Annotated in this window: 16 protein-coding genes; 8 read left to right on the top strand and 8 right to left on the bottom strand. The window is 45.5% G+C overall.

The annotated features are described in order from the left end of the window. Positions 1-179 precede the first annotated feature (179 nt). Together PG901_RS06495 and PG901_RS06490 are read left to right on the top strand one after the other, a co-directional pair. A complete protein-coding gene (locus PG901_RS06495) occupies positions 180-1,046 on the top strand; it encodes an AAA family ATPase (RefSeq protein WP_271133945.1) in 867 nt (288 codons plus the stop codon). A 106-nt stretch (positions 1,047-1,152) separates the two neighbouring features. Beyond that, a complete protein-coding gene (locus PG901_RS06490) occupies positions 1,153-2,376 on the top strand; it encodes a vWA domain-containing protein (RefSeq protein WP_271133944.1) in 1,224 nt (407 codons plus the stop codon). A gap of 126 nt (positions 2,377-2,502) precedes the next feature. On the opposite strand, the gene PG901_RS06485 is transcribed toward PG901_RS06490, so the two are convergent. From PG901_RS06485 to PG901_RS06475, 3 genes are all read right to left on the bottom strand, one after another. Beyond that, positions 2,503-3,342 (bottom strand): phosphodiester glycosidase family protein, encoded by an 840-nt coding sequence (locus tag PG901_RS06485; RefSeq protein ID WP_271133943.1) that lies wholly within the window; start codon positions 3,340-3,342, stop codon positions 2,503-2,505. 83 nt (positions 3,343-3,425) lie between these two features. Continuing rightward, entirely contained in the window at positions 3,426-5,228 is a 1,803-nt protein-coding gene (locus tag PG901_RS06480; protein ID WP_201565116.1) for an FMN-binding glutamate synthase family protein, read from the bottom strand. Positions 5,229-5,525: 297 nt separating this feature from the next. Then, on the bottom strand, positions 5,526-6,353 hold the full coding sequence (locus PG901_RS06475) for an IclR family transcriptional regulator (RefSeq protein WP_271133942.1): 828 nt from the start codon (positions 6,351-6,353) through the stop codon (positions 5,526-5,528). Between the two features lie 175 nt (positions 6,354-6,528). Between PG901_RS06475 and PG901_RS06470 the strand changes: the two genes are divergently transcribed. From PG901_RS06470 to PG901_RS06460, 3 genes are all read left to right on the top strand, one after another. Continuing rightward, a complete protein-coding gene (locus tag PG901_RS06470) occupies positions 6,529-7,713 on the top strand; it encodes an acyl-CoA dehydrogenase (protein WP_271133941.1) in 1,185 nt (394 codons plus the stop codon). A gap of 382 nt (positions 7,714-8,095) precedes the next feature. Further along, entirely contained in the window at positions 8,096-9,295 is a 1,200-nt protein-coding gene (locus PG901_RS06465) for a CaiB/BaiF CoA transferase family protein (protein ID WP_271133940.1), read from the top strand. 60 nt (positions 9,296-9,355) lie between these two features. Next, a complete protein-coding gene (locus tag PG901_RS06460) occupies positions 9,356-10,405 on the top strand; it encodes a histone deacetylase family protein (protein WP_271133939.1) in 1,050 nt (349 codons plus the stop codon). Between the two features lie 65 nt (positions 10,406-10,470). Here the strand turns inward: PG901_RS06460 and PG901_RS06455 are convergent, their stop codons facing one another. Next, on the bottom strand, positions 10,471-11,235 hold the full coding sequence (locus PG901_RS06455; protein WP_271133938.1) for an IclR family transcriptional regulator: 765 nt from the start codon (positions 11,233-11,235) through the stop codon (positions 10,471-10,473). Between the two features lie 262 nt (positions 11,236-11,497). Between PG901_RS06455 and PG901_RS06450 the strand changes: the two genes are divergently transcribed. The 3 genes from PG901_RS06450 (at position 11,498) to PG901_RS06440 (ending at position 16,116) form a co-directional block, all read left to right on the top strand. After that, complete coding sequence (locus tag PG901_RS06450; protein WP_271133937.1) at positions 11,498-12,970, top strand: NAD-dependent succinate-semialdehyde dehydrogenase; 1,473 nt, start codon at positions 11,498-11,500, stop codon at positions 12,968-12,970. Positions 12,971-13,134: 164 nt separating this feature from the next. Beyond that, positions 13,135-14,397: a 4-aminobutyrate--2-oxoglutarate transaminase gene (gene gabT / locus PG901_RS06445; RefSeq protein WP_271133936.1), complete on the top strand. Its 1,263-nt coding sequence runs from the start codon at positions 13,135-13,137 to the stop codon at positions 14,395-14,397. 279 nt (positions 14,398-14,676) lie between these two features. Then, the gene (locus tag PG901_RS06440; protein WP_201625390.1) at positions 14,677-16,116 is read left to right on the top strand and encodes an APC family permease; all 1,440 of its coding nucleotides are present in this window, start codon (positions 14,677-14,679) and stop codon (positions 16,114-16,116) included. Between the two features lie 270 nt (positions 16,117-16,386). Here PG901_RS06440 and PG901_RS06435 read toward each other — a convergent pair whose 3' ends face one another. From PG901_RS06435 to PG901_RS06420, 4 genes are all read right to left on the bottom strand, one after another. Next, complete coding sequence (locus PG901_RS06435) at positions 16,387-17,760, bottom strand: NAD-dependent succinate-semialdehyde dehydrogenase (protein ID WP_271133935.1); 1,374 nt, start codon at positions 17,758-17,760, stop codon at positions 16,387-16,389. Positions 17,761-18,047: 287 nt separating this feature from the next. Next, complete coding sequence (gene aguB / locus PG901_RS06430) at positions 18,048-18,917, bottom strand: N-carbamoylputrescine amidase (RefSeq protein WP_271133934.1); 870 nt, start codon at positions 18,915-18,917, stop codon at positions 18,048-18,050. Between the two features lie 124 nt (positions 18,918-19,041). Then, complete coding sequence (locus tag PG901_RS06425; RefSeq protein ID WP_201625388.1) at positions 19,042-20,535, bottom strand: Na+/H+ antiporter NhaC family protein; 1,494 nt, start codon at positions 20,533-20,535, stop codon at positions 19,042-19,044. Positions 20,536-20,750: 215 nt separating this feature from the next. Next, a complete protein-coding gene (locus tag PG901_RS06420; protein WP_227673588.1) occupies positions 20,751-22,115 on the bottom strand; it encodes an NAD(P)/FAD-dependent oxidoreductase in 1,365 nt (454 codons plus the stop codon).

Raw genomic sequence — 22,115 nt, 5'->3', positions numbered from 1 at the left:
CTGGTTGAGGATATAAGCAATTAATGACTATTAAAACGATATCAGTAATATTTGTTAGCAACTGCGAACGCATGAGTATTTTGGCAATTAAGGCAGCTGTGCTAGTCTAATTCATTATTTCTTATTCACCAATTGCCCATTAATCCCTTTAATTTATAACAATAACTGAGACTTAGTTTATGACAAACACGACCGATAAAACCAAGAAAACCTTTACCGGTACGCAAAGCTATATCGCCACCGATGACTTGCAATTGGCAGTCAATGCAGCGATGACGCTACAAAAACCGCTACTCATCAAAGGCGAGCCGGGCACCGGTAAGACGTTATTAGCTGAAGAAGTAGCAGAGAGTTTGGGTATGCCGCTGATTACATGGCATATCAAATCAACCACTAAAGCTGAGCAAGGTTTGTACGAGTATGATGCGGTATCGCGCTTGCGAGATTCACAAATGGGTGATGATAAGGTTTATGAGATTGGTAACTATATCAAGCCGGGTAAATTGTGGGATGCCTTTACCAGTAAAGAGCGCAGTGTGTTATTGATTGATGAGATTGATAAAGCTGATATCGAGTTCCCCAATGACTTGCTACATGAGCTGGATAAGATGTCATTTTATGTTTATGAGACGGGTGAGACCATCACCGCCGAGCAGCGTCCTGTAGTCATTATCACTTCAAACAATGAAAAAGAGCTGCCAGATGCGTTTTTGCGTCGTTGCTTCTTTCATTATATCGACTTCCCAGAAGAAGCAACCATGCGTCAAATCATTGAGGTGCATTTCCCCGATATTCAAGAAAAGCTGGTCAATGATGCATTAGATATCTTTTATAAGCTACGTAATGTTCAAGGGCTTAAAAAGCCACCATCGACGTCAGAGTTGGTTGATTGGTTAACGTTATTATTGGCCGATGATATGGCACAAGAAGAGCTGCAAGAAAACTTGCGCGGCGAAAAGTCTATCCCGCCATTATATGGTGCACTGCTTAAGAATGAAGCCGATGTCAATTTATTACAGCGTTTTGCCAATATGATGCGTCGCTAAGCAACAGACCATTTGTCATGAATAAAGCCAATGAAACGGCTTCACTCGTAACCATATCAGCAACGTCGCCAGATAATAATGTCAGCCAATAAGTGATACGTGTCTTATGTTTATCAAATTGTTCTATACCCTACGTACTTACGGCGTGCCCGTCAGTACCCGTGAGCTGCTTGACCTAAACGCTGCGTTAGATCAAGGGTTGATGATGCAGCCGCATCCTGAGGATCCAGAGCTGTCTACCTTTGCCAGTCGCGAGGATATGTATCGGCTGATTCGCCTCTGTATGGTCAAAGATGAGCGTCACTTTGATAAGTTTGACCGCGCCATGGCAGACTATTTTGAAGGGGTCGATAGCCTTGATATGGACGAGCTGTTGGCCAAGTTGACGGACGTCCCAAAAGAATGGCTCGATTTAAAGCTCGACCCAAAAAATCTGACCGAAGAGCAGCGGCGCTTGCTAAAAAAATACGGCTCGCTAGAGGAGTTGATGAAAGCGCTTGAAGAGCGTCTGAAAGAGCAAAAAGAGCGTCATCAAGGCGGTAGTAAATGGGTCGGTACAGGTGGGACATCGCCATTTGGTGCCTACGGCGACCATCCAGAAGGGGTGCGCGTCGGCGGTGAATCGCGTAAACGTAGCGCTGCCAAAGTTTGGGAGCAGCGAAAATATCGCAATCTCGATGATGATAATCAGCTTGGTACGCGCCAAATTCAAATGGCACTGCGTAATTTGCGCCAGTTTGCGCGTACAGGAAGCGCGGATGAGCTAGATATTCATGAGACCATCAAGCGCACCGCCAAAAAAGGCATGCTCGATATTCATATGCAAGCTGAGCGCCGTAACCGCGTCAAGGTACTAATGCTATTTGATGTCGGTGGTAGTATGGATATCCATGTGGAAGCATTAGAAAAACTGTTTTCAGCGGCGAAGAATGAATTTAAAACCTTAGAGTTTTTTTACTTTCATAACTGCTTGTATGACTATGTTTGGAAGGATAATAATCGTCGCCATAGTGCGCCGATGCCTACCTTTGAGCTGCTCAATAAATACGGCCGAGAATATCGCGTGATATTCGTCGGTGATGCATCGATGTCGCCTTATGAGCTGATGACAGTTGGCGGTAGTGTTGAGTATATGAATAATGAGGCGGGTATCGTTTGGCTTAAGCGGGTGCTGGCGCATTTTGATAAAGTCGCTTGGCTGAATCCTGAAAACCCCGCGTACTGGCAATATACGCAAACCATCGTCGAGATTAAAAAACTGTTCGACAATAAAATGTATCCGATGACTTTGCATGGTGTGGAAGAGATGACCACTTATTTGGCGCGCTAACGTCTAACTATAGATAACGATAAGAATCCTTTACTTTATTTCTTATTGAAACACGCATAAAAATAGCCGTTATAAAATATAGCGGCTATTTTTTCTTTCTGTTTTCTAGTTTTTACCTTTTCTTTTCTAGTTTTTTGTTTCTATCAGCCCAATCATCACGCCCATCTCTTTTTTATCATGCTTATCGATAGTCGGTGCATACAATGCCGAAGCAATACCGCCATCTAAAAATAATGCATTTGGACAGTTTAAATCATCCTTAAACAGGGTGGCAAATTGATAAAAGCTCACAGGCTCTTCGCTATTGACAAATTGTAGGCTGCCATCGCTGCAAACACCGGCACCATTACGCAGTTTAATCGAGGTACTGTCAGGATTGAACTGCGGGTGAATCTTATTATTGATGACCAGCATAGGACCTGATTGCGTCGCATACCAAGGCTGTGCTGTACCACTTTTGAGCTGCTTATCTAAAGCATTGCTTTCAGTAATTTGCACCTTGCCAGACTTATCCCACCACATAACGCCATTGGGCAATAAATGAAAATTGCCGCCGCCTTCTTTAATATTTAACGCGCGCAGCTCTTTACCTTCGATAACCGTATAGCCAATCGGCGCATAATTTTCATTATACATACCGGCGTTCATGGCAAAATTCAGCGTTTGCTCAGACGGTAATGTCGCTAACAAAGTATCAAAAGTCAGCAGCGGCTGGGTGTTATTAGCACTGCTATTTGCTTGCTGCCAAAACAGCTGTAAAGAATAGCGAGGGTCTGATAACGTTTGCGCGTCGATACGACAAGCGCTATAAGTAAAGGGCGCGTTTTGCGACTGGCATGACCAGTGCTTGTTGCCATTATCAGTGCTGCTATCGTTTTGGTCTGTCGGCTGACAGGCGCTGATGCTTAATGCAATCAGCGCTGCCGTCAAAAGAGTGTGGGATAAAGTAAAAATGGCGCTTGGCATCAATGACTTGCCTTGTGGCAGGTGGACAGAAGTTATCTATTGTAATGCTTCTACCATATTTTGTCGCTTATGTGCTTATCCACTTAGTCATCTGTATGGGGTAAGTCGCGAAAAGTATTATTGACGTTGCCAATTAACATGCCACCATCGATGATGTCTACTGAATCATCTGGGTGTTTCGTGGTCGGCGCGCTGGTTTCTTTGCCTCTATCGCGTGAGTCTTTATTATAAGCAATCAGCGCATCGTTATTGGCAAGGAAGCTATCAGGATTTGCCATGACCCACATTTGGTTAAAGACGTCGGCGCGAGCGTTTTGCGCAAGTAATGCGCCTTGGTCAGCAAAGTAAAAGAACTTCGATAATAGCTTAATTTGTCCATTATCTAAACGGCGCGCAATATGATAAGGCTGTAATTGGCTTGGATGCTGGAGGCCAACCGCGCCAACGATGCTAGCCAGTGATTTCAGGGTGTTTTTATGGAAACTCGCCACGCGCTCCGCTTTACTTGGCACATCGAGGGCTTTTTGGCGATATGGGTCTTGGGTCGCAACCCCCGTCGGGCAAGTGTTGGTATGGCACGAGCGTGATTGAATACAACCAACGGCAAACATAAAGCCGCGCGCTGAGTTACACCAATCAGCGCCAAGCGCAATCATGCGCGCAATATCAAAGCCTGAGACGATTTTGCCACTGACACCAAGCTTGATTTTGTCACGGATACCGGCGCCAACCAAGGTATTGTGTACCAATAAAAACCCTTCAACCATCGGCATACCGACGTTGTCCATAAATTCAACGGGCGCTGCACCTGTGCCGCCTTCAGCGCCATCGATCACGATAAAATCAGGATAGTTGTTCGTCTCAATCATGGCTTTAACAATCGCCATAAACTGCCACGGCTGGCCTACGCATAGCTTAAAGCCGACAGGTTTGCCGCCTGATAAATCACGCAGCTGCTGCCAAAAACCAACCAACTCGCGCGGCGTGCTAAAAGCGCTATGCGAAGAGGGCGAAACGCAATCTTGACCGGTTGGTACTTCACGGGTATCAGCGATTTCTTGGGTGATTTTTTCGGCGGGTAACACACCGCCTTGACCGGGTTTGGCACCTTGTGAGAGTTTAATCTCAATCATTTTTACTTGCGGGTCAACAGCTTTTTCGGCAAACGACTGCGGATCAAAATTACCCTGAGCATCACGGCAACCAAAATAACCGGTGCCCAGCTCCCAAATCAAATCACCACCAAATTTACGGTGATAAGGGCTAATCGCACCTTCGCCGGTGTCATGGGTAAAGCCGCCCATCTTCGCGCCTTGGTTGAGCGCCATAATGGCATTGGCAGATAAACTACCAAAGCTCATCGCCGAGATATTAAATACCGACATATCATGCGGCTGCTTACAACGATCGCCACCGACCACGATGCGAAAATCTTTGTTTTCTAACGGTTGGCTGACGGCGGATTGTAAAAACCACTCTTTATCATGGGCGTATAAATTGTCTAGCGTACCAAAAGCGTTGGTGTCACTGACGTTTTTGGCGCGTTGATAAACCAATGCGCGCTGCTGGCGTGAAAACGGCACTTGTTCTTTATCGTTTTCCAATAAATATTGGCGAATTTCAGGGCGGAAGTCTTCGAGCACGTAGCGGATGTGGCCTGCAACCGGATAGTTTCTTAAAATAGCGTGCTTTAACTGTGTGATATCGTAAATCCCCAAGCACACACCGAAGCCGCCAAGAATGATTAGCCACCAATTCGTCAGTAACAGTCCGGCTAAAAACAGCAAGACCGCGGCAGCAAAGGTACTATAGCGCAAAAATACGCCGACTAAATAAGGAGAACTGGTTTTTGATTCTGGATTCAAATTGGTACGAGATTGGGGCATAACGATACTCAACAGTAAAACATTGGAATTAAAAATGCGGCAGAAAGTTATTTCGTAACTTTGCCGCTATTCATTATTCAGTATAAAAGGATTGGATAATACTCATTAAAACAAATTAAAGCGCCACCAACTTAAACACTGACAATAAAGGCAGGGGCTCAAATTGATGGCGTACATCATACGCCTATAATATCACGGCTCCATATTAATTGAGTAACGGCTTGCTAATAAGGACATGATAACGCCGTTTTTAAGGGTTTTAGCATGGCAGAAACGACTTATTAGCCAAATAAGCGCTTAAATACCGCGCCCAATTTTTTCTGCTAGCACCTGCAACTTAGGTACAATCGTCGCCGCATATTCATCTGCCTGCCAGTTGGCACTCGGCACACTGGCATTGAGCGAATACGCATACTGTCCAGTGGCAACATCAAATACACCAACGGCCACGGCCAATATATCGGTAGAAAACTCACCGTCTGATACCGTATAACCATGCAATCTATAATGCTCTTCTGCATCAGATAAAGCCAACTGCGCGTGTTTATAATCTTCTGTAGATAAGTGCTGTTGTAAATTACTAAGAATCACACTCTGTCTTGCTGGCGAGCTGGCCGCATAAAAAGCGCGCCCAATAGCAGTACGGGCGACGGGCACTGCCGAGCCAACTTGCAAATTGACTGACAGGCGAGCAGGGCTACGACAACAAGCGTGATAGCGCATTTCTCCTTCGACCTCGGTTGCTAAATTCACCGATACTTCATTGCTACTGGCAAACTGTCGTAGCAACGGCTCAGCTGCCGCTACCATGTCGTGACGACTCCACGCCGTTGCGCTGAGTCTCACCGCACTACTGCCTAATTGATATTGTCCATGCTCGGTCATGCGTAAAAATCCAAGCGTCATCAAAGTATGAATAAGACGGGTGATGGTCGCTTTTGGCAATGCGGTCATCTGGCATAATTGCTGATGACTGAGCTGCTCATGCTGTTCAAAGGCTGCCAATAAAGTCAGTCCACGCCCCAGTGCGGTGACAAACTGCCGGTCATTATCGTCCTTACTTTGCTCAAGAATGGTGGTCATTCGATCGAGTAGTGGCAGAGCTGCCGATACATTTTTTGTCATTTTATGCTCATTTTTTTTGATAAAGGTTTACAGCGCGGTAAAACTTTGCTTAAATAGATTTAAATTATGAAACTAAGTTTCGCACAGCGGAATAAGCAAGTCAACAACCTGTGCAGTCAATTTACTTATTAATCACTACTCGTCGGTCAGGAAGACTGACATCAAGGAGATCCACATGGCAACATCTACGCGTCCAAGTTTCGATTGGGAAGATCCGTTTTTATTACGCAACCAGTTGACTGATGAAGAGCGCATGGTCACGGACAGCGCCCGTCAGTTTTTTCAAAAAGAGTTGATGCCTGGCATTTTAGAGGCCAATCGTAACGAGAACTTTGACCGTAATATCATGCGTCAAATGGGTGAGATGGGCTTGCTTGGCGTGACGATTGAAGGTTATGGCTGTGCCGGTTTATCTAGTGTTGCTTACGGTCTGATTGCCAAAGAAATCGAAGCCGTTGACTCAGGTTATCGTTCAGCGATGAGCGTGCAATCAAGCTTGGTCATGCATCCTATCTGGGCATACGGCACCGAAGAGCAAAGAGAGAGATATCTGCCTAAGCTTGCTACTGGCGAATATGTTGGCTGCTTTGGTCTGACTGAGCCGGATTCAGGCTCAGATCCTGCCTCGATGTCGACCCGTGCACGCGCGGTTGATGGCGGTTATGAGCTGACGGGTAATAAAATGTGGATTACCAACAGTCCTATCGCTGATGTGTTTGTCGTTTGGGCAAAAGATGACGCCGGTGAGATTCGCGGCTTTGTTTTAGATAAAGGTATGAAAGGGTTATCAGCGCCGAAGATTGAAGGTAAGTTTTCACTACGTGCTTCAGTTACCGGTGAAATCGTTATGGACAAGGTATTTGTCCCTGAAGCCAATGCTTTCCCAGATATCCGTGGTCTAAAAGGGCCGTTTGGCTGCTTAAATAAAGCCCGTTACGGTATCGCTTGGGGTGCAATGGGGGCAGCTGAATTCTGCTGGAAAGCAGCACGCCAGTACACGCTAGACCGTAAGCAGTTTGGTCGTCCGCTAGCCGCAACGCAGCTTGTACAGTTGAAACTTGCCAATATGCAGACAGAAATTACCTTGGGTCTACAAGCGGCATTGCGTGTTGGTCGTCTGATGGATGAAGACAATGCGGCGCCTGAGATGATTTCACTGATTAAGCGTAATAACTGTGGTAAGGCGCTCGATATCGCGCGTATTGCCCGTGATATGCATGGCGGCAACGGTATCTCTGATGAGTTCCACATTATTCGTCATGTGATGAACTTAGAAGCGGTTAATACCTATGAAGGTACGCATGATATTCATGCGCTTATCCTAGGTCGTGCGCAGACTGGTATTCAAGCGTTTTATTAATAAATGCTAGCTAATCAATGCTAGCCAGTTTTAGACCATTAACGTACGTTACTGTTTGGCTTTTTATAAGCTGTTATAAACAGGAACGTGCGTTTCTGAGTTTTTAGGCATTTTTTAAGCACTGTTCTTAAGCACTGTTCTTAAGCACTGTTCTTAAGCACTGTTCTTATGCATAGTTCTTATGCATAGTTCTTATACATTGTTCTTATACATTGTTCTTATACATTGTTTTCATCCATCGTTGTTATGCATCATTTATTTAGCAGTGCCTATTCTTAAAAGGTATTAAGGCATTAAAGAAAAGACAGTAAAAGCTAAATGATACATGGCAATTTTTTATCAAATTTTTATCAAAGAATAAGTTACATAATAAGGGAAGATTATGACTGATATGGCAAAAGGTGCATTACACGGTATCAAGGTGCTCGACTTGTCGAGAGTATTGGCCGGTCCTTCTTGTACCCAAGTACTTGCAGATTTGGGCGCTGAAGTCATCAAGGTTGAGCGTCCGCATATTGGCGATGAGACGCGTCATTGGGCGCCGCCAAAATTCAGTGATGATACCTCCGCTTATTACGCCACTATTAACCGCAATAAAAAATCCCTCACCGTTGATATCACCACACCTGCCGGACAAACCATTATCAAGCAGCTTGTCGCCGATAGCGATATCGTCGTTGAAAACTTTAAAGTTGGCGGTTTAAAGAAATACGGCTTAGATTATGACAGTCTAAAACAAGACAATCCGCGCCTTATTTATGCGTCATTAACGGGCTTTGGTCAAACAGGTCCAGACGCCAAGCGCCCCGGTTATGACTATATTATTCAAGGCTTGTCAGGGCTGATGAGTATTACCGGTCCAAGCGATGGCGAACCGCATAAGGTTGGTGTGGCAGTCGTCGATTTATTCGCCGGTTTGCAGCTGACCATTGGCATTCAAGCGGCCTTATTAGCGCGTCAAAATACGGGACTTGGGCAGCATGTCGATGTGGCATTGCTTGATAGTGCGCTTGCGATGCTCGCCAACGTTGGTATGAATTATTTGGCATCCGACAAAGTCCCGCCAAGACTCGGCAATCAGCATCCCAATATCGTGCCTTATCAAGTGTTTGCTGGGCAGGGTGACGCGCACTTTATCTTAGCCTGTGGGAATGACAGTCAGTTTGCCAAGCTTTGCACTGTGTTGGGCGTTGATTGGCATAGTGACAGCCGTTTTGCGACCAATCCACAACGCGTTGCCAATCGTGAGCTACTTTGTGATGAATTAGCTAAGCAATTTGCCGAGCAACCTCGTACTTATTGGTTAGAGGTGTTGGATCAAGCAGGTATTCCTTGTGGCGCGATTCATAATATTGCCGAGGCATTGGCCATGCCGCAAGCGCTGGCACGTGAGATGGTAATTGATTTTGCCGAACAAGGCAGCCCTGTTCGTGCCCTTGGGAATCCGATTAAATTGTCCGCCTCACCGGTCACTTATCGTACCCCGCCACCGCAATTGAGCGAGCATACCGATACTACGCTTGCTGATTTGGGCTATGACAGCGACATGATAGCCAAGCTGAAAGCCGATGGGATTGTTTAGTTAAGCATCATCAGAAACAAGCACCATTGGAAAAAAATGTTAAACAAAGGAATGTTAAGCATGAAAATATATAGCCATGAAAACCTCAGTTTGCATAGACCATTACCGTATTTTTCTTATGGCAAGATGCATAAGCCGTTAGAGATACCAGAGCGCATGGTCGAGTTGCTAAAGGCACCAGCGGCACTAGGTTTAGAGGTAACCACTGCCACCGATATCGGAATGGGGCCAATATTAGCAGTTCATGATTTTGGTTACGTGGAGTTTCTCAAGCATGGCTATGCTGAATGGATGGCTGTTGAGGAAGACTTGGGCGCACAAGTGCAGACGGGGATTTTTGTACCGTATGACAATCCTGGTATCGGCATCATGGCAAAGGCTGCTAAATATCAGGCCGATGATAGTGCGCCCATCAGTGAGCATTCTTGGACATCTATTTATTGGTCGGCACAAACGGCGCTAAATGCTGCTGAGGCATTATTAAATGAAGATGCATCAAGTGCTGAGTATGGGCAACATAATATCCAGCTTTGCTTTTCACGGCCGCCTGGTCACCATGCGCGCAAGAGCGCAGCGGGAGGATTTTGTTACCTTAATAACGCCGCTATCATCGCCGAACATCTGCGGCAGAAATACGCAAAAATCGCCATTATAGACACCGACATGCACCACGGTCAGGGTATCCAAGAGATATTTTACGAGCGCAGCGATGTGCTCTATACCTCGGTTCATGGTGATCCGGTTAACTTTTATCCAGCCGTCACTGGTCATGAGTTTGAAAGGGGCACCGGCGCGGGTGAAGATTATAACGTTAACTTTCCGATGCCACATGGCACCGATGAAGCTGGGTTTTTTAACTATGTTGATAAATCTATCGAGGCGATGACGCTATTTGACCCTGATGTCATCGTCCATGTGTTGGGTTTTGATGTGTATAAAGACGATCCAGAAGCCAGATGTGCGGTCACCACCGAAGGGTTTACCGTATTGGCGCAAAAGCTGAAAGCGTTAAACAAACCGTTAATTGTCTTGGTCGAGGGCGGTTATTACCTGCAAAAGCTTAATGACAATTTGCAAGCATTTTTATCAGGGCTGATTTCAGAAGATTAGCAATTATCCTCAGAATAACTGAAATGATTGGAAATAAACAAGGAACTAACGAAAAGCGTTTAGGTTTATTGATGAGCAATAAAACCCAAACGCTGCTCAATTTGTTCTGCCAATTCAATCAGTACGGCACTGACCTCAGCTCGCTTGGACTCATACTCTGCTTGCAAAAAGCTGACCGCCATACCGGCAACCGCGTTGCCTGACGCATTGCGAATATAAGTGCCAAGGCAATACATGCCCTCGCGCAGTTGCCCATCGTCGAGGGAGATGCGACTGTTTTGGATAGCCGCCAGCTCAGTGGACAAGTCGGTAAAGTTATCGACACCGTGTTGGGTAATGGGCGTAGGGAAACCGCTGGCATAGATGGATTTTATGCTGTCCATAGAAAAGGTGGAAAGCATGGCTTTACCGGTAGCAGAAAATACTGCCGGTACACGCACACCAGCGCGGAAAGTAAAGCCAAGCGGAGCCGGCGCTTCATGACAGGCCAAAAACACCACTTCACCAAAATCGAGCTTGGACAAAGTCACCGTATGTTGAAGAAGGGTTGGATACTGGACAATAAGGTCTTTAAATAGCTGAATGACGCCTTGCTGCTGCTCATACTTGCCCGCCCAATACATCAAATACGAGCCCAAATGAAAGCGGCTATCGCTGTCTTTATAGATAACATGCTTGGCCAAAAGACTCTGCAAAATATTGTGGGTCGAGCTACGCGGCAGGTTAAGCTCTTTGGCAATATGAGCTGCCGTTAAGGGTTGAGCGCTGTCGGTTATCAAATCTAAAATCTGAAAAGTTTTGTCCAAAGCAGGAACGGCAGTGGTGCTCATAAGGAACCTATAAAAGTCGGTAAAATTAAAAAAACATCAAAATAAAGCGATAAATCATCACAAAGTTGATAATAGGGGTTGCAAATATGCGTCCATCATTCTTATAATGATGTCTCATATATAGAATAGATGTTCAGTATATTGAACAAATAACAAGTTATCAATAATTATTTAAGTCATAACCTTTTACTTATTGTTAGGTTTTTATCGCTATAAATCTGCAAACCCTATCTGCAAAATAACATTGACAAGGAGTGTCAACATGTCACAACTGCCACATACGCTAGAGCTATCAAACCCAGACCTACTTAAACAGCAGTGCTTCATCAAAGATGGCTGGCATGGTGCTAGTGATGACGCGACTATTGACGTCAGCAATCCTTTTAACGGCGAGATTATCGGTAGCGTGCCAAGCCTGACGACCGACGATGTCAATGATGCGGTTGCGGCTTCTCATGAGGCACAAATCACGTGGGCCGCCAAAACCCCAAAAGAGCGCGCTGAGCTACTACAAAAGTGGGCCGACCTTATCGATGCCAACAAAGAAGATTTGGCCATCATTATGACCGCCGAGCAAGGCAAACCTTTAACCGAGTCACGCGGGGAAGTTGGCTATGCCAATAGCTTCATCCGCTGGTTTGCTGAAGAAGGCAAGCGTGTATACGGCGATGTTATCCCTGCCAATCAAGCACAGCTGCGCCATGTCATCCTAAAACAGCCTGTTGGTGTTTGCGCGGCTATCACGCCTTGGAATTTTCCTGCAGCGATGATTACCCGTAAAGCTGCACCTGCCCTAGCGGCAGGCTGTACCATGATTATCAAACCTGCAACCGAAACGCCATTTTCTGCCTTGGCACTGGTTGCATTGGCTGAGCAAGCGGGCATTCCTGCAGGCGTTATCCAAGTCGTCACAGGCAAATCATCAGTCATCGGCGATATCCTAACTGGCGATGCGCGCATTCATAAACTATCATTTACCGGCTCTACCGAAGTCGGTCGTACCTTGATGGCCCAATGCGCCCCAACCATCAAAAAACTGTCATTAGAGCTCGGCGGCAATGCGCCATTTATCGTCTTTGATGATGCTGATCTTGAAAAAGCCGCTGAAGGATTAATCGCCTCTAAATATCGTAACGCCGGTCAAACTTGTGTTTGCGCCAACCGCGTCTACGTGCAGGACAGTATCAAAGACAAATTCCTAGACGTATTTGTGAAAAAAGTCGCTGAGCTTAATGTCGGTAACGGCATGGACGAAGGCGTCGATATCGGTCCGCTAATTAATAAAAAAGCCTTGGAAAAAGTACAAGCACTGCTAAAAGACGCTTTAGATAAAGGCGCAACCCTTATCACGGGCGGCAGCACCAATGGCGCATCAGAGCTGACTTATAACCCAACGGTGATTACCGATATCAGCAGTGATATGGATATCGCCCACGAAGAAATCTTTGGTCCTATCGCCACTATCTTTACCTTTAAAGATGAAGCCGACGTCATTCGTCAAGCTAACGATACTATTTATGGTTTGGCTGCATACTTCTACAGTGGCAGTTATGCACGCTCATGGCGCGTCACCGAAGGTTTAGAGTACGGCATCATCGGTCATAATACCGGTCTAATTTCTACCGAAGTCGCACCATTTGGCGGCGTTAAGCAATCAGGCTTTGGCCGCGAAGGCTCAAAATACGGCATCGAAGAATATGTCGTGACCAAATATTGGTGCTCTGATGTTAGTTAATAGCTGGAGCTAATAGTTAGCTATTTTGTATTTTAACCGTTTGATTTTTAACCAGTATTTAACGGGATTCAGCAGCAGGAATCCCCAATATTACTAAACCTTATTTTATAAACCGCCATCACATCACTGGCATCTACGTAAAGAAGAAAGAAAAGGATATTCTTATGACTACTACCAATCAATCATTACTTGAGCGCCGTAAAGCTGTTTTGCCAACAGGACTTGGCGTTGCCTTTCCTATCTTTGCCGAAAAAGCAAAAAACTCGGAAGTTTGGGATATTGAAGGCAATCGTTATATCGACTTCGTCGGCGGTATCTCAGTATTGAATACCGGTCACAGCCATCCAAAAATCACTCAACGTGTGCATGAGCAGCTAGATAAATTTACCCATACTGCCGCGCAAATGATTAACTATGAATGCTATGTTGAGCTTGCTGAAAAGCTTTGCCAAAAAGCCCCTATCAGCGGTCAGACAAAGGCGTTCTTTTTGACCACTGGCGCAGAAGCCGTTGAAAACTGTATCAAGATTGCTCGTGCAAAAACCGGTCGTCCGGGTGTCATCTCTTTCGTTGGCGGTTGGCATGGTCGCACGCTAATGTGCATGAGTCTAACGGGTAAAGTATTGCCATACAAAAAGAACTTTGGTCCGATGCCAGGCCCAGTCTTTCATGCGCTATTCCCAGCTGAAGAGCTAAATGTCACTGAAGCACAAGCATTGCATAGCCTTGAGATGATTTTCCAAGCGGATATCGACCCAAGTGAAGTGGCGGCGATGATTATCGAGCCAGTACAAGGCGAGGGTGGTTTCCATCAAGTGACGCCATCGTTTGCCAAAGCCTTGCGCGAGATTTGCGATGAGCATGGTATCGTGCTGATTTTTGATGAAGTACAGTGTGGTTTTGCCCGTACCGGTACCTTGTTCGCCAGTGAGCAGTTGGGCGTTGAGCCGGACCTAATGACCAGTGCCAAGAGTTTGGCGGGTGGTTATCCTATCTCTGCCGTTATCGGCCGCGCTGATATTATGGATGCGCCGCAAGTAGGCGGTTTGGGTGGTACTTATTCTGGTAGCCCACTGGCTTGTGTGGCAGCTTTAGCAGTCATGGAAGTCATCGAAGAAGAGAATCTACTTGAGCGTAGTGTTGAGATTGGCGATAAAATCGAAGCTTTCTTAAAGGGTTTAAACTTAAGCAGTATCGGTCATATTCGTCATAAAGGCGCGATGTTAGCGTTTGAGTTAATCGACAGTGATGGCAAACCTGATGTTGAAGCAACGGCCAATTTAAAAGCCAAAGCATTTGAGCAAGGTCTGTTATTAGCCTCTTGTGGCATGTTTGGTAACGCCATTCGCGTGATGGTGCCGCTAACGGTTGAAGATGAAGTGCTACAAGAAGGCCTTGATATTATCAAAGGTATTTTGACTGCTTAAAGGCGTTAAGATTTAACAATAATGGATGCTTAAGGTTTGGATGATGACAGTCCTGCTTTGAGCGGTAGTTTTACAACGGCGCCTTGCAAGTCAAGACGCCGTTGTTGTCTCTGCTATCGATATATAAAAACATTATCAAGCTTCTCAATTGAGAAGAATGGAAAGATAAATATGAGGGGCGATGCCCTGTTACATAAATCCTGTTATATAAAATACATGTCACTCTAGGTGTAATGAGCAAAAGATTCACATGGATTAAACACGGACAAGGAGTAGATTATGTCTGAATTAAAAAAATCGTTAGGGACGCTAGACGTTATCGCGTTGGCATTTGGGGCGATGGTCGGTTGGGGCTGGGTCGTTTTAGCGGGCGGTTGGATTTTGTCTGCTGGTACGTGGGGTGCGATGCTGGCATTCTTGATAGGCGGACTGGCAGTGATACTGATTGGGGTGACTTATGCTGAGCTTGCTGCATCGATGCCAGTCACCGGCGGTGAGCACACTTATACCCATCGCGCATTAGGGGTCAATGTCTCCTTTATCTGCTCATGGAGTATTCTATTTGGTTACTTCTCAGTGGTCGCGTTTGAGGCGGTCGCACTCCCTACAGTCGTAGAATATTTTATCCCCAATTATAACCAAGGTTATCTCTGGACCATCGCTGGCTGGGATGTCTATGCTACTTGGGTCGGGGTCGGTATGCTGGGCTCCGTTATTGTAACGTGGCTCAATATCCGCGGTATGGAAGTCAGTGCTTGGTTCCAAAAAACGGCCGTATTGGGCATTTTATTCGTCGGTACGTTATTGTTTATCGGTGCGGTACTGTTTAATCCTGAAAGCTCGAATTCAGTACAAGCGCCAGCATTTATTGGTGGTATCGGCGGTATAATGGCGGTTATTGTCATGGTGCCCTTTATGTTTGTCGGCTTTGACGTTATCCCGCAGGCAGCAGAAGAGATTGATTTAACGCGCCCTAATATCGGTAAATTTTTGATTATCTCAATTATCGTTGCGGTGATGTGGTATGTGGGTATTGCGTGGAGTGTGGGTACGACTTTACCACTGGTACAAGCAGAGAACTCAACCCTCGCCACGGCTGATGCCATGACCAATGCGTGGCAAGGCAAATGGGCGGGTATTTTGTTAGTGATTGGTGGTGTGCTTGGAATTTTATCGAGCTGGAACGCCTTCTTAATCGGTGGTAGTCGTCTGCTGTATGCGATGTCCAGAGCACATATGTTGCCAGCCTTTTTAGGTAAATTGCATCCAAAATATAAAACGCCATCAAATGCCATTTTATTAATTGGCGGTTTGGCGACGCTTGCGCCATTATTTGGTCGCAAAATGTTGGTTTGGATTGTCGATGCCGGTGGTTTTGGTATCGTTATCGCTTACACCTGTGTCGCTATCTCATTCTTAGTCCTGCGCTACCGTGAGCCTGATATGGTTCGTCCGTTTAGAATACCAGCAGGTAAACTGGTCGGTATGCTGACGATTGTGCTAAGTTTTGGTTTATTGATGCTCTATATGCCAGGTATGCCATCTGCGTTGACCGCTGTTGAATGGTGGATTTTCTTTGGCTGGACGGTGTTAGGTATCGTGTTATATAGCTATGCAAGGATAAAATATCCTGGTATCAGTGAAGCGATTATGGCAGAAGAGCTACGCGAATTAAAAATTGTTAATCAGCTATGGTTAAAGGACAATCCAAAGAAATAGCTTTTTAATTAAAGGGTTTCTTTAATAAAGTAGCTCTTTAAAAAACCTTATAGTAGAGTTACTTTAAAGTCGATACAGTGTGACTGGGATGAATTTTCCGTAGCCTCTGGAGTGCAAAGCGCACAGCAAGCAAGGAAAATTTATACCAGTCGCATATAGCTATAACGTAGCGCTTTTATTTTGAACTGACTATAGTAATAAAATTCCGCTGCAAAAAAAGCCTAACATTCACTGTTAGGCTTTTTATTATTCTCAAAATCAATCAATCGATTAAGATTTATCACGAATCAGTTTATAATTTAAAAATTCAGTGATACCTAGCGTACCAAGTTCGCGGCCAAATCCTGAGCGTTTAACACCACCAAACGGGGTGTTTGCTTCACTGCCAGAAGGGGCATTAATAGTAACCATACCGACTTCTAACTTGTCAGCAATATCAGCAGCTAGGGCAGCATCTTGCGTTTGGATAGAAGCCCCAAGGCCGAAAGGCACGTCGTTGGCTATCTTAATCGCATGCTCAATATCACGAGCTTTGTAGACGACTGCCACAGGGCCGAATAGCTCTTCGCGGTAGACGCTCATAGATTCGTCAACGTCTGTCAGTACGGCAGGCGCAAACCAAGCACCCGGCTTGTCTTTCACCATGCCACCTTCGACCAATACTGTTGCCCCTGCTTGAACGGCACTGTCTAGCTGCTCTTGTAAATTAACTGCCGCCGCTTTTGAAGACATTGGACCGATAAAAGTGCCTTCATCAAGCGGATCAGCCAATGTCATGTTACGCACGGCATTGGTAAAGCCTTCGACGAATTTATCATAGACCGATTCAACGACGATAAGGCGTTTGGCCGCATTACAAGCTTGCCCTGTATTACCAAAACGACCTTCGATTGCGCCTTTCACGGCTTGTTCGATATCGGCATCGGCTGCGACGATAAAGGCGTCTGAACCACCAAGCTCTAGCACTACTTTCTTCAGCGCGCCGCCTGCTACTTTAGCAACCGCCTGACCTGCGCGCTCAGAGCCTGTTAATGAGACGCCTTGTACGCGGCTGTCTTCGATGATGGTCGCTGCTTGCTCATTGGTGGCAAAGACATTGTTATAGACGCCCTCAGGTAAGCCTGCCTCTTTTAGGATATCAACGATGGCTTCGGCAGTCTTAGGACACTGCGGCGCGTGTTTTAGGATAATGGTGTTGCCCGCCATAAAGTTTGGCGCGGCAAAACGTGCTACTTGATAATGTGGATAGTTCCACGGCATGATGCCTAATAGAGCACCTACGGGGAGTTTTTCTACAGACGCAGAACCACTATCAACATCGATGCTATGCGGTGCTAGTAGCTGCTCAGCGTTGTCTGCGTAGTAGCGATAAATCTCAGCAACCAAGCCAATCTCGCCTTTTGCTTGGGCGACAGGTTTGCCCATCTCATTGGCCACAATACGAGCCAGCTCATCTTGGCGCTCAAGATAAATATCGGCAATTTTATGCAGCAAGGCACTGCGTTCAGTGAGTGAAACCTGACGCCAGTCTTGATAAGCACTGTGCGCTTGTTCAATTGCGTTTTGAATATCTTGCTCAGTTGCTGTCGGGTAGGTGGCTTCTACTTCGCCAGTCGCTGGGTTGTTTACTTGATAATCGCTCATCGTTATTCCTTAGGGTTAGATTCAAAATCCGTTTATGTTTTTTTCTATGCATTTATTTCTATGTGTGTATTCCTATACTTATCTATCTATACTTATCTTTCTATGCTTGTCTGTTTAAGTCTATCTTTTTAAGCGGATAATGTTGGTTGCTGCTGAGTAACGTTATGAGGCTTGCTACCAGCAAAACGATTTGTCTTATGCGTACATCCATGACCTGATGCTAAAGAAACATTATTTCAAGTGCTACAAAGGCTTCATTTAGGCTTTATTTAAGCGTCGTTTATCATTCAGCCATGAGTCAGTAACATGCCATACATCGATGGACGGCGATCACGGAAGACGCCCCATTGGCGGCGCGCGATAGCCAGTTCATCTAAATCAAAAGTGGCAGTAAGAACTTCTTTTTTATCCTTCGATGCTTCTTGGATAATCTCGCCGCGACCGTCAGTAATAAACGAGCTACCGTAGAATTCTAGCGTGCTGTCATTGCCATTTTGACTGATGGTTTCTGTACCGATACGATTCGCCGCGATAACTGGCATAAGGTTGGCGGCGGCATGACCTTGCATACAGCGCTGCCAGTGACCTTTTGAGTCAATGCCCAATGTTGGCTCATCGCCAATCGCTGTCGGATAAAACAGTAGCTCTGCACCCATCAGCGCCATGCTACGCGCGCACTCAGGAAACCACTGATCCCAGCAGATACCGACGCCGATTTTGGCGTATTTGGTATCCCAAACCTTAAATCCAGTATCACCTGGGGTAAAGTAAAACTTTTCCGCATAAGGAATACCATCTGGAATGTGGGTTTTACGATACGTGCCCAGTATCTCACCATCGGCATCAATCACGGTGACACTATTAAAAAACGTATTACCAGACTTTTCATAAAAGCTGATGGGCAATACTATGTCTAACTCTGTGGCCAATGCTCTAAAGTAGTTGATAGCAGCATTGTCGGTAACTGAAGTCGCCAGTTTAAAGTAATCAAAATCATGAACTTGGCAGAAGTAGGGGGTTTCAAACAGCTCTTGTAGCAAGACAATATTGGCACCGGCTTTAGCAGCCTTGGTTACTAATTCAGTGGCGGTATCGATATTTTGCTGTTTATCCCAACCGCACGCCATTTGGGTTGTCGCAACGGTGACAGTTCTCATTATCTAATTCCTTTTAGTTATTGAGAGAGGTAGGCGGTCTTCTGAGAAGACTATCTATGGGTAATAATTGATAAAGTATTTATCCATAGATAGCGCTCATTGTGAATGCTTGTAATGGTACAAATTAAGCCATCATATAACCCAAGCCTAAGAACGTCACGACGGATAAACCCGCGCCGAGCATGGCATAGGGGAACTGAGTAAAGGCATGTTGCATCGGTGAACAGCCAGCGCCTTGGGCAGCCAGTAACGATGAGTCACTAAAGAAACAGGCATGACTACCAAATGAAGAAGCCGACAATAAAGCCCCAATCATCAGTGGCGTGCTCACACCAAGCGCTAACGATATTGGGAATACAATTGGCATGGCAAGGACATATAGTCCCCAGCTTGATGAGGTGGCAAAAGTTAGGAATGCCATGACCGCAAAGATAACAGCAGGGAAGATGACAATCGTCATATATGGCGTGATAGCCTCAATCACGTATGAGGTCATACCCAGCTCGTCATTGATGGCTTTTAGGAAAAAACCGCCGACTACCGTTGATAAGGGATAGAGCATCACTTTAAAGCCTTTAAAAATGGCCTCAACTTGAGTCTCAAAGCTTAAAATACCTTGTATCCAATACACCACAACCGTGACAAAACAAGTCAATAGCGCGCCACGTAATAAATCAATTTCAAAATAAACCGTTGAAACAATCAATAAAATCATTGGGAAGGCAAAGTTCATGATGTTGGCTTTAAACGATAGCTTGCGTTTGGCCTGAACGTTTGAAACCAATTGCTCTTCTACAAAGGCTTCAGGGACAGGATTACCTGCTTTGGCGCGAGCCTCGGCTTTTTTCATCGGACCCCAATCACCCAAAATGCCATAAGCTACTAAAAATACAATTAAAAGTGCAAACCAAGCATAAGCCATATAAGGAATAGCACTGATATAAAGCCCGATACCTTCACCGTCTCCAGCCACACCATTCTCTTCTAATAGACCGGCAAAATAGACCGCCCAAGTAGAGATAGGAACGATGATACACATAGGTGCGGCGGTTGAATCGACAATATAAGCGAGTTTCTCACGCGAGACGTTATAGACATCAGTGAGCTTTTTGACAGAAGTTGATACGGCTAGACAGTTTAAATAATCATCAATAAAAACCACGACGCCTAAGGCAAAAGTAGCTAATAATGATTGACGGCGTGATTTGATGATTTTTTGTAGCCATTCACTAAAGCCATCGAGACAACCACTAATCTCAAGCAGCTGAATAAGACCACCCATCAGCCCGCAGACAAGTACAATCCAGATAATGGTTTCATTGCCGAGTACCATCGACATATTGTCGGCAAAAGGGGACACCAAATCAAACGGATTGAGCATCACGAGGCCCGCGACACAGCCTGCAATCATAGACTCAAACGGTCGTCTAGAAACAACAGCAGTGACCAGCACTAATAATGTGGGTAATAGAGATAAAGCACCCCAAGATTCATTGGGGTCACGGATGGTCGATAGCCAAGCAAAAGCCAAGTAAATGGCGGCTGCTACTATTAAGGTTAGAAATACTCGCTTGTTATGATACTGCCCTTCGACAGCCTCGCTGAGTTTCATGTTCATACTTACGCTCCCTGTAAAACCTCATTGTTTGGAACAAGCTCTGTTTTATGGTTGGTGCTCGATAGGCAGTAGCGCATCAGTGCATTCGCTTTCTATCGAGCTCTATCACAACAATCCATTGCTATGACAGATTTATGTCACGCCAGCCTCTAAATAATTAACATTGCATGCAAGATGTATCAATCAACGTTAATGATTTAGAGGCTTTGACGTATTTACATGCCAGTCGTGTCTTTTAGCGCATACCACCATGAGCCCATCACAGAATAAGGCACGCGTAGGGCGCGGCCACCTGGGAACGGAATCCAAGGAATCTTGGCAAAATTATCAAACTCTCTGGTGTTACCATTGATGGCATCGGCCAAGATTTGTCCAAACAAATGCGAGCCTGTCACGCCATGACCACTATAACCATGCGCAAAATAGACGCGGTCATGTAGTTTGCCCATTTGAGGTACTCGAGAAAAAGACAAGGCAAAGTTACCACTCCACGCGTAGTCAATTTTGACATCACGTAGCTCTGGGAAAATCTTATTCATATTTGGTCTGATTTTGGCTGTGATGTCAGCGGGGTCTTGACCACCGTAGACCGTACCACCGCCAAATAACATGCGCTTATCTGCCGACAGGCGATAGTAATCAAGAATATAGCGAACATCCTCGACACAGACATCGGTTGGTAGTAATTGGTCTGCCAAATCACCCAATGGTTCGGTGGCGATAATCTGCGTTGAGACGGGCATGACACGGTCCGTCAGCTTGGGTATGACTTTATTGAGATAGGCATTACCGCATAGAACCGCTTGCTTACAAGTAACGGTGCCAAACTCGGTGATGATTTTGATAGAGTCATCGGCATACTCAATATCAACCACCAAGGTGTTTTCGTAGATAGTACCGCCAGATTTTTCGATAGCAGCGGCTTCACCAAGCGCTAGATTTAGCGGATGGATATGACCACCTGAATGGTCAATAATACCGCCCACATAGGCGTCTGTTTTTATGTGCTCTTGGATACCATGTTTATCGAGCATTTCTCGATCATGCATACCATGGCTTTCCCATAGGGCATGCGTCTCTTGTAAGTCTTTTAATTGACCGTTATTTAACGCGGCAAAGATATTTTTCTCTTTAAGGTCGCAGTCAATATTATAATCAGCAACAAAGCGCCGAATGATTTTGCCACCACGGGTCACAAGCTGACCGACGAAGTTTGCGTTTTCTTGACCATAAGACTTTTTAATTTTTTGTAGGCTGGCGTTAAGACCGTTGACGATTTGACCGCCATTACGCCCTGATGCGCCCCAACCAATTTGCGCGCCTTCTAGTACCACCACTTCATGATCAGTTTCGATAAGGTGTAGCGCCGTTGATAAGCCGCTATAACCGCCGCCGACCACACAGATTTCCACTTGGATATCGTTTTTTAGGGTTGGTCTATCCGGCTTAGGATTACGGCTGGCCGCATAATAGCTATCAGGATATTGACCTTTATCTGAATAATGCGGGATATTGCGCGTGTTATTCGAGGATAGGTTTGGGCTCGTTGCTGCGCTGCTATTTAAGTTGCTATTTGACAT

The organism is Psychrobacter sp. ANT_H3 (genome assembly GCF_027919975.1).
Lineage (GTDB): Bacteria > Pseudomonadota > Gammaproteobacteria > Pseudomonadales > Moraxellaceae > Psychrobacter > Psychrobacter maritimus.
Note: the sequence above shows the minus strand (reverse complement) of the source record. Positions and strands in the feature narration are given on the sequence as shown.